The following is a 9,254-nucleotide window of genomic DNA, read 5'->3' as shown; positions in this document are numbered from 1 at the left end:
ACCTCTAGTAAAAAATTATGACGAAGACCGTCTGGATAATAAACCAATATGCCTCGACGCCTGAAACCGGTATGGGCGGACGACACTACCTATTGGCAAAAGAGCTGGCCGCTAATGGTGTGAACGTGTACCTGATAATGGCGAGTTTTCACCATTTACTTCACTCACCAATCCAACCCGAATCGACATACACGATGTCCACGGCGGGCAACCTCAATGTAATCCGGATAAAGGTGCCCGTGTACAACGATGCACACAATAGCCGTCGAATTCTTAATTGGTCAATATTTGCCTACAGGCTGCTAGGACTTAAAAGATTTATCCAGCAGAAACCGGATGCGATTTTATACTCGTCGCTCTCATTGGTCGGGATATTAAGTGCAGAACGGCTATCCCGCTACTACCAAGTGCCTCTCACCTTTGAAGTTCGGGATATCTGGCCTTTAACCTTGACTGAGATTGGTGGCGTATCGCAACGACACCCCTTCGTCCGTTTCCTTCAGTGGGTCGAAGACAGGGCTTACAGGGTCTCTGATCGTGTTATTTCCAATCTTCCTGGGTCTGTCCATCATATGGTCGAGAGAGGAATGGCGCCTGAGAAGTTTGCATGGATTCCAAATGGTGTCTCGCTCAGCGAAATCGAATCATGCGAGAAACTTGACCCGGAAGTGGCTGTCGAGATTCCAGATAACAAGTTTGTAGTGGGGTATGCGGGTACGATCGGCGTTGCGAATGCCCTGGACTGTTTGCTATCGGCGGCGGCGTTGCTTAGCAATAAAACAGAAATTATTTTTGTTCTTGTAGGTAACGGTAAAGAAAAAGAGCGACTGCTGGAACGGGTTGCACGAGAACGTCTGGCTAACGTTCGGTTTTTGCCAGCGGTTCCGAAGGCTCAGGTTCCGTCTGTGTTAGAGGAGTTTGATGTATGCTTTATCGGGTGGAAAGACGAGCCGCTCTATCGCTTTGGAATTGGGGCCAATAAGGTTCCGGAGTATTTCTTCTCCGGAAGACCGGTAATTCATGCTTTCTCGGGTGGCGAAGATCCGGTGGAGAAATTTGGCGCTGGCGTAACTGTGCCTGCAGAAAATCCAGAAGCGTTGGCAGAAGCCATAATGAGCCTTTATCAAAAAACTCCTGAGGAGCTGGCTAAAATGGGGGACAATGGAAAGAGAGCAGCGCTGGAACATTACGATTACTCTTTGCTTGCAAAACGCCTCGAATGTTTGTTGTTTGGCCCAGAGGATGTTAGTTGAGAGAGCTGTTTTTTATGAAACGAATGTTTGACCTTTTTCTTTCTTTTTTTGCGTTAGGTTTCTTGTTACCGGTGATTCTTGTCGTCGCATTGCTGATTCGATTAAAGCTCGGTTCCCCGGTATTTTTTCGACAGACTCGCCCGGGTAAAGGTGGAGCGCCTTTTCAGATGGTTAAATTTCGAACCATGCTGGATGCTGTTGACAAGTACGGAAACGCGCTACCGGATAATCAGCGAATGACGTCTTTTGGTGGCTTTCTCCGATCTACCAGTCTGGATGAACTCCCAGAGCTGTGGAACGTGTTAAAGGGCGATATGAGTCTGGTAGGCCCCCGTCCGCTGTTGATGGAATACCTGCCCTTGTACACCAAAGAGCAGTACCGTCGCCACGAAGTACGGCCGGGTATCACTGGCTGGGCACAGGTGAATGGCCGTAACGCCATTTCCTGGGAAGATAAGTTTCGGCTGGATGTCTGGTATGTGGACAACCGTTCGTTTTGGTTGGATCTGAAAATTCTTTTTCTGACAGTGAAGAAGGTTCTGTTTCGGGATGGAATCAGTGGTCAGGGTGAGGCGACTATGTCTCGGTTTACCGGGAGCAAAGATTAATGCGGCTGGCAATTCTTGGAGCCAGTGGGCACGGCAAGGTCGTGGCGGATGCTGCTGAGCTGGCTGGCTGGCGAGAGGTTGTATTTTTTGATGACGCCGGACCAGGTCTTAAGCAGAATGGCCCTTGGGCTGTTGCGGGTGATACCAGGGGTTTGCTGGATGACCTCACCTTGTTTGATGGCGTGGTAGTTGCGATTGGAAATAACCGGATTCGTCTGGCAAAGCAGCGGGAGCTTTTGGCTGCAGGAGCGTCGTTTGTTTCGATTGTTCATCCTTCTGCGGTTGTTAGTCCCCATGCATCCATCGGAGACGGCACCGTGGTGTTTGCGCATGCGGTGGTGAATGCCTGCGCGGTGGTTGGTGACGGCTGTATTGTGAATACTGGTGCGGTTATTGAGCATGATTGTGTGATTGGTGACTTTGCGCACGTCAGCCCGAACGCGGTTTTGGCTGGCGGAGTAACACTTGGAAAGCTTGCATGGGTCGGTGCGAGTTCCTCAGTCAGGCAGTTGATTGAGGTTGGTGAGGCTGCCGTGGTTGGTATGGGAGCTGTGGTTACCAAAGCTGTGCCACCCGGGTTAACCGTGGCTGGTAATCCTGCAAAAGTATTTACTTCTCGCTGATCAATATCTGTAATCTATGTTTTTTGAATTTCTCGAACCACTGAGTAAAAAATGTTAAATGGACCGTTTTCTCCTTGGCCCTCCTTTACTGATGAGGAAGCCAGTGCCGCGCGTGATGTCCTCCTCTCCAACAAGGTCAACTATTGGACTGGCCAGGAAGGTCGGGAATTTGAGCGTGAGTTCGCAGCGTTTGCCGATTCTGCGTTCGCCATTGCGGTAGCAAATGGAACTGTTGCACTCGACTTGGCGTTAAAGGGATTGGGGATCAGTGAAGGGGACGAAGTGATTGTGACTCCCCGCACTTTTCTTGCCTCTGTGTCGAGTATTGTTACGGCGGGTGCAACGCCAGTTTTTGCTGAGGTAGACCGAGATTCACAGAACATCACACCTGAGACCGTTCGCGAAGTTCTCACACCGCGTTCCAAGGCGATTGTGTGTGTTCACCTTGCTGGATGGCCCTGTGATATGGATGGCTTCCGGGCGCTGGCAGACGAGTTTGGGTTGTACCTGATTGAAGACTGTGCGCAGGCCCACGGGGCGAAGTACAAAGGGCGGTCGGTTGGGGCGCTCGGTGACGTGGGCTGTTGGTCTTTCTGCCAGGACAAAATCATGACCACCGGGGGTGAAGGTGGAATGGTAACTACTAATGACCCTGCGCTTTGGTCCAGAATGTGGTCATTTAAAGATCATGGCAAGAGTTGGGAGGCCGTTTACGAGCGCGAACACCCGCCGGGGTTCCGATGGCTACATGACTCTTTCGGCACGAACTGGCGAATGACGGAAATGCAGGCCGCGATCGGTCGAATCCAGCTTAATAGAATGCCCGACTGGCACAACGCACGAGTCAGTAATGCTCGGCAGATCTGGGATACCGCTAGGCAACTACCGGGTTTGCGGGTTCCTGACCTTCCTGGGAGCATCGAACATGCCGCTTACAAGTGCTATTTGTTCGTCGAGACCGGAAACCGAGACGCTGTAATGAAGGCACTTAATGAGCAGGGTGTGCCTTGTTTTTCTGGCTCATGCTCTGAAGTGTATCTTGAGACGGCCTTTGACGGCACTGGCTGGCGACCAGAGAAACGTCTGGCCGTAGCCCGGGAGTTGGGCGAGACTAGCTTGATGTTTCTGGTTCATCCTACGCTCACGCACGCTGAGATAAGTAAAACCTGTGAAGTGTTAACTCAGGTGATGCTTGATAACGAGCGTGATCATTTAAAGGATTGAGAATGATCAAAACGTTTCTGAATTTGCCACGCTTTCAAAAACGGATCATATCGGTCGCGTCCGATATGGTTGTTTTATTTTTTGCCATCTGGGCTGCGTTTGCGCTGCGCCTGGAGCAGCATTTGTGGGTGCCAAATTGGGATCAGGCCGTCGTTGCGGCCATAACTGTCGTTTTCACCATTGGCGTATTTATCCGCTTGGGCCTTTACAGGGCCGTTATTCGTTTTCTTGGAGACAAGGCATTCCTCACGATCATCTATGGGGTTGTTCTCTCCAGTCTTTCACTCATTGTTCTGGGGTATCTGCTCCAGGTTTTCATTCCCCGATCTGTGCCGGTAATTTACGGTGCGCTGGCGTTTTTGTTTGTTAGTGGTACAAGGTTGGGCGTTCGCATGATCGTGAATCATCCCCGTCAGCGTGATAAAGAGGCCGTCGCCATTGTCGGTGCCGGTGAAACCGGCATGCAGCTCGCATCTGCATTGAGCCAGGGCACAGAATACCGCCCGGTAATGTTCGTGACGTTCCAGCGTGCAAACCACAAGGCCATGATTAACGGCCTGCCGGTGGTGAGCATTGAGCATATTGCCAAGCACGCCCAAAAGCACGGCGTGCGCCGAATTTTGCTGGCGCTGGATGCGGACTCGAAGGTAAATCGTAAGGATTTGCTCAAACGGTTGGAGCCGTTAACCATACCTGTGCAGACCGTACCTTCCATGTCCGAATTGGTGGCCGGTCAGGCCCGGATTAATGATATCCGGGATCTGGAAATTGAAGATCTGCTGGGGCGTGATCCTGTGCGGCCAGACACCGCCCTGGTGGCGGACAGTCTCTGTCAGAAGGCTGTGATGGTGACCGGAGCAGGTGGTTCTATCGGCTCCGAATTGTGCCGCCAGATACTTCGGCACAAACCGCGACTGTTGGTGCTGTTTGAGCAGTCCGAGTTTTCCCTTTACGCCATTGAGCGCGAACTGCAGTCCATAAACCGGGTTGAGGGGCTGAATGTTGAGCTCCACCCGCTGTTGGGGAGTGTTACCCACCGTCGCCGCTGTGAAGTGGTCATGAGGGCGTTTGGTATCCAGACGGTGTACCACGCAGCGGCTTATAAGCATGTGCCGTTGGTGGAGCACAATGTGATTGAGGGCGTTCAGAATAATGTGTTCGGCACCTGGCATGCAGCCGAGGCGGCGATTGCCACGGGGGTTGAGCGATTCGTTCTGATTTCCACGGATAAGGCGGTGCGACCAACCAATGTGATGGGGGCCAGCAAGCGCCTGGCTGAACTAGTGCTGCAGGGGCTGGCACAGCGGCAGAGTGACACAGTGTTTTCCATGGTGCGTTTCGGAAACGTGCTGGGGTCGTCCGGTTCTGTGGTGCCGTTGTTCCGGGATCAGATTCGTGATGGTGGGCCGGTTACGGTCACGCACCCGGATATTATCCGCTATTTCATGACCATCCCCGAAGCCAGCCAGCTGGTGCTCCAGGCCGGTAGTATGGGCCTGGGTGGTGAGGTGTTCGTTCTGGATATGGGAGAGCCGGTCAAGATTGCCGATCTCGCCAGAAAGATGATTCACCTGATGGGGCTTGATGAGAAAACCGAGGATAACCCCGATGGGGATATTGAGGTGGTGTTCTCTGGTCTTCGCCCCGGTGAGAAACTGTATGAAGAGCTGCTGATCGGGGACGATCCGCAGGGAACTGCCAACCCCCGGATTATGATGGCCCGGGAAGTGTCCATGTCTTGGGAGGACATGGAGGCGACGCTGGATAAACTGATGCGCGCCAGCCAGAGCTTCGATTGCGAGAGCATGGTTGAGGTTCTTCGCACTGCGCCGACCGGGTATGCGCCTAATAGTGATGTGGCGGATTTGGTTTGGTGTAGTGGGTCTGACGTTGTTGAGGAGGTGGCGGCTGAAGGGAATGTTCGGCGGTTGCCTGTTTGATTTGTGTCGGATTACGCTTCGCTAATCCGACCTACAATTGAACGCCCCACACTGTAGGTCGAATTAGGCGCAGCCGTAATCCGACAACCCAGCTAACTTGGAACAACCTCGAAATCGTCGTTGACTCCCCCTGGCCGCAGAATTCACCCCTTGTCTTTCGAGCAGTTAACGGTCATCAACGACCACAAGGATCACCTGGAGGCCGTTGAATACCTGGCCAAAACCCACCGCCCCTGTGTGGTGCTGGCAGGCTCTGGCATGTGTGCCGGGGGGCAGGGTGGTGAATTACCTGAAGGCGATGCTGGGCGATGAGCGCAACGATGTATTGTTTGTGGGCTATCAGGCTGCGGGCACGCCAGGGCGGGATATTCTGACCTACGGGCCCCGTGGTGGCTGGGTGGCTTTGGATGGGGAACGTTATGACATTCGCGCTCGTGTGCATCAGGTGGGCGGTTATTCGGCCCATGCGGGGCAATCGGATCTGGTCGGTTTGTTGAGGGTACTCCGCAAGCGCCTGCGGAGATTCGGATTGTGCATGGCGACAGGGGCGCGAAGGTGGCGCTGAAAAACAGGTTTCAAGGTTTGGGCGTAACAGGGATAATGATTCCCCCAATAGGCTCCAAAGATTTTGTTTTTATAGGATTCGTTTAATGATGAAGAAGATAGCCGTTGTTGGCCTGGGATACGTCGGTTTGCCGCTGGCAGCTGCGTTTGGAGAAAAACGCGAGGTGGTTGGTTTTGATATCAATGCAAAGCGCATTGCAGAACTGAAAGACGGCGTGGATTTTACCCGGGAGGTGTCTTCTGATGAGCTGGCCGCTTCCAGTGGTTTGTCATTCACCGATTCTGTGGATGAAATCCGCGATTGTCAGGTTTATATTGTGACCGTTCCAACGCCCATTGATGAATATAAGTCGCCTGATTTGACGCCGCTGGTTAAAGCCAGTGAAAGCGTGGGTAAGGTGCTTAAGCAGGGCGATATTGTTATTTATGAATCGACGGTATACCCGGGGGCGACAGAAGAAGTCTGTGTTCCGGTTCTGGAGAAAGTGTCCGGTTTGAAGTTCAACCAGGACTTTTACGCCGGCTACAGCCCTGAACGAATTAACCCTGGCGATAAAGAGCACCGTGTAACCACTATTATGAAGGTTACTTCCGGTTCCACGCCTGAAATTGCCGATGAAGTGGATGCTCTTTATGCCGGTATTATTACCGCAGGCACTCATAAAGCCAGCTCAATCAAAGTAGCGGAAGCCGCCAAGGTGATTGAAAACACCCAGCGTGATTTGAATATCGCGTTAATGAATGAGCTGTCGATGATTTTCTCCCGTCTGAAAATCGATACCCATGAAGTGTTGGCCGCGGCGGGAACCAAATGGAACTTCCTGCCCTTTAAACCCGGTTTGGTAGGCGGCCACTGCATTGGCGTGGATCCGTATTACCTGACCCACAAGGCTGAGGCTATTGGCTACCACCCGGAAATCATTCTTGCGGGCCGCCGTGTGAACGATAATATGGGGCCCTATACTGCCTCTGAGCTGGTTAAAGCCATGATCAAGGCCGGCCATACGATTGCTCATGCGCGGGTTCTGGTTATGGGTTTCACTTTCAAGGAAAATTGCCCGGACTTGCGCAATACCCGCGTGATTGATGTGGTAAAAGAGTTGCGAGAGTTCGGTTGTAACGTGGATATTACCGATTGCTGGGCAGATAACGATGAAGCCCGCCATGAATACGGTATTTCACTGGTCGATAAACCCAATGACGGCGATTATGATGCGGTGTTGCTGGCAGTGCCCCACCGTGAATATGCATCGCTTTCATCTTCGGAACTTCGTGCTTACCTGAAAGATAATGGCGTTTTGTTTGATCTGAAAGGGGTGCTTCCACTGGGTGAGGCGGATCTACGGCTTTAAGTCCTGTTTGGATCAGTGTGATTTGAAACCAGCCATTCGGCTGGTTTTTTATTAATGACTGGTAAATAAATAACTTTGCCTTGAATGGATATTTAAATTATTATTTGCAGTGACTTTTCGTCATTAAACATAAGGGTTTTTATTCATGGCCAAGATCAACGATTACTACCAGAAAAAACAGCTTATGGAAAAGCTCTCCGCTGAACTTGCTCAGCTGGAGCAGGATCAGGCTCTGAAGCGCGAACTGGAGTTTGAGAACAAGGTTCGTGATCTGATGAAGTCTTATGACAAGTCCCCGAAAGACGTTCTGCAGATTCTGGGCGCGATTGATCCGTCCGTTGTCGGCGCCAAGGCAGATACGGCTGGCGGTTCCCGTCCCAAGCGTCCGATGAAGACTTACAAGAACCCGCACACCGGTGAAGTGGTCAAGACCCGTGGCGGCAATCACAAGACTCTGAACGAGTGGCGTGAGAAGCATGGTAAGGAAGCTGTGCAGAGCTGGCAGCAGGACTGAAGTCGTTTTCCCTGCCCCTCTCCCGCCAGGGGAGAGGGGCAACCCCATCTGTGACCCACATCAAACTCCTCCCTCTTTAACCTTCCGTCATCCCCCAATGTGACACTGCTCACTCTATTGGCCTGAACGCCTGGGCTATAGTGCTTTCACGGCCAATAAGATACATAACATTACAAATACGAAGCACTAGAAAGTGCCGTCTGTCCAAAGCGGGAAATATTCCAATAACACCGCGGGCAGTGAGCCGGGCGTCGGAAATGCAGTAGCAGGCTCATAGACACTAATCAGAGACACAACAATGAAACAGGATGCGTACGGATACGCTGTCCTCGCACTGGTTTGCCTGGGTATTGCGCCCGTTGTCCAGGCGGAGCTTGAGCCCATTTCCGATCAGGAGATGAGTGAGGTGCAGGGGCAGGGCTTGATGACAATCGAGAACCTGGATGACGGAGCTCACCAGTTTACCCGCATGTCACTGACTATTGATGCGGAGACCCGTGTCAACGCGGACAGCGTGACGCTGGGTGGCATTGATGGTGGCGCCGATTTCCAGGCCACGAATGTGGCGCTGGGTCATATCGCCCGTGAAGATGGTGTTCAGCGGGTTAATGGTAAAACCTACGCCGCTGGCGAGGCGGTTCCATTTGAAGGTCTGAAGCCGTATATCGAGCTGGCGGAGGTGGACGATCAACTGGCCGGTTTCCGCATGGGCTTCAAACAGGCCAGGGGTACGATTTCGGCGGATATGGAATCCTTCAGCGGCGACATCGGCCTTCAGATTCAAGACGCCGATGGCAACCCCACCGCCGCGACCCTGTTTGATGCCAACACCAATGCCACCCAATACCGAGCCAGCCATTTTGGTATTGCCGGTGATTCCACCGACTGTAGCGCGGGTGTGCAGTGTGCGCCGTTAAGCTACCTGCGCTCCATGGATATTGGTACGGATAGCGGTGAGGAGGCTCCTGGCTTTACCAATGATTTCTTCTTGTCGTTTCAGCGTGAAGGCGTGAACTGGCAAAGTCCCGATGGGGGGAATGTGATCGAAGCGGCCAAGGGGGTGTTTCTTAACCTGCCCACCAGTATGACGCTGAATCAGCAGGTGTTTGAGAATGGGGTGCCCCGGGAGCAGACGCATTATATTGATCGCGGTACCGGGATGTTTTGATTGTCGGA

8 protein-coding genes and 1 pseudogene are annotated in these 9,254 nt (G+C 52.5%); all 9 read left to right on the top strand.

Annotated elements, in window-relative coordinates; genetic code table 11:
- The first annotated feature begins 17 nt into the window (after positions 1 to 17).
- Positions 18 to 1,253, top strand: coding sequence for a glycosyltransferase family 4 protein (locus ACJO3M_RS01180; RefSeq protein WP_406998950.1), 1,236 nt, complete (start codon positions 18 to 20; stop codon positions 1,251 to 1,253).
- A 14-nt stretch (positions 1,254 to 1,267) separates the two neighbouring features.
- Positions 1,268 to 1,861 (top strand): sugar transferase, encoded by a 594-nt coding sequence (locus ACJO3M_RS01175; RefSeq protein ID WP_406999090.1) that lies wholly within the window; start codon positions 1,268 to 1,270, stop codon positions 1,859 to 1,861.
- Complete coding sequence (locus ACJO3M_RS01170) at positions 1,861 to 2,484, top strand: acetyltransferase (RefSeq protein WP_406998948.1); 624 nt, start codon at positions 1,861 to 1,863, stop codon at positions 2,482 to 2,484. Before ACJO3M_RS01175 ends, ACJO3M_RS01170 begins: the two co-directional genes overlap by 1 nt.
- A 51-nt stretch (positions 2,485 to 2,535) precedes the next feature.
- On the top strand, positions 2,536 to 3,708 hold the full coding sequence (locus tag ACJO3M_RS01165) for a DegT/DnrJ/EryC1/StrS family aminotransferase (protein WP_406998946.1): 1,173 nt from the start codon (positions 2,536 to 2,538) through the stop codon (positions 3,706 to 3,708).
- A gap of 2 nt (positions 3,709 to 3,710) precedes the next feature.
- Entirely contained in the window at positions 3,711 to 5,648 is a 1,938-nt protein-coding gene (locus ACJO3M_RS01160; protein ID WP_406998945.1) for a polysaccharide biosynthesis protein, read from the top strand.
- Positions 5,649 to 5,795: 147 nt separating this feature from the next.
- A pseudogene (locus tag ACJO3M_RS01155) lies at positions 5,796 to 6,299 on the top strand (MBL fold metallo-hydrolase RNA specificity domain-containing protein); the annotation flags it as partial.
- A 2-nt stretch (positions 6,300 to 6,301) separates the two neighbouring features.
- The gene (tviB, locus tag ACJO3M_RS01150; RefSeq protein ID WP_406999088.1) at positions 6,302 to 7,564 is read left to right on the top strand and encodes a Vi polysaccharide biosynthesis UDP-N-acetylglucosamine C-6 dehydrogenase TviB; all 1,263 of its coding nucleotides are present in this window, start codon (positions 6,302 to 6,304) and stop codon (positions 7,562 to 7,564) included.
- A gap of 145 nt (positions 7,565 to 7,709) precedes the next feature.
- Entirely contained in the window at positions 7,710 to 8,078 is a 369-nt protein-coding gene (locus ACJO3M_RS01145) for a histone-like nucleoid-structuring protein, MvaT/MvaU family (RefSeq protein WP_406998943.1), read from the top strand.
- Between the two features lie 298 nt (positions 8,079 to 8,376).
- Positions 8,377 to 9,246, top strand: coding sequence for a hypothetical protein (locus ACJO3M_RS01140; RefSeq protein ID WP_406998941.1), 870 nt, complete (start codon positions 8,377 to 8,379; stop codon positions 9,244 to 9,246).
- Positions 9,247 to 9,254: the final 8 nt, after the last annotated feature.

This window comes from Marinobacter alkalisoli (assembly GCF_045449795.1).
In the GTDB taxonomy this organism is placed as follows: domain Bacteria; phylum Pseudomonadota; class Gammaproteobacteria; order Pseudomonadales; family Oleiphilaceae; genus Marinobacter.
Note: the sequence above shows the minus strand (reverse complement) of the source record. Positions and strands in the feature narration are given on the sequence as shown.

Bases quoted from the DNA above. Each gene is read 5' to 3' on its own strand.
- ACJO3M_RS01180 (WP_406998950.1), top strand. From the start codon at position 18: ATGACGAAGACCGTCTGGATAATAAACCAATATGCCTCGACGCCTGAA.
- ACJO3M_RS01175 (WP_406999090.1), top strand. From the start codon at position 1,268: ATGAAACGAATGTTTGACCTTTTTCTTTCTTTTTTTGCGTTAGGTTTC.
- ACJO3M_RS01170 (WP_406998948.1), top strand. From the start codon at position 1,861: ATGCGGCTGGCAATTCTTGGAGCCAGTGGGCACGGCAAGGTCGTGGCG.
- ACJO3M_RS01165 (WP_406998946.1), top strand. From the start codon at position 2,536: ATGTTAAATGGACCGTTTTCTCCTTGGCCCTCCTTTACTGATGAGGAA.
- ACJO3M_RS01160 (WP_406998945.1), top strand. From the start codon at position 3,711: ATGATCAAAACGTTTCTGAATTTGCCACGCTTTCAAAAACGGATCATA.
- tviB (WP_406999088.1), top strand. From the start codon at position 6,302: ATGAAGAAGATAGCCGTTGTTGGCCTGGGATACGTCGGTTTGCCGCTG.
- ACJO3M_RS01145 (WP_406998943.1), top strand. From the start codon at position 7,710: ATGGCCAAGATCAACGATTACTACCAGAAAAAACAGCTTATGGAAAAG.
- ACJO3M_RS01140 (WP_406998941.1), top strand. From the start codon at position 8,377: ATGAAACAGGATGCGTACGGATACGCTGTCCTCGCACTGGTTTGCCTG.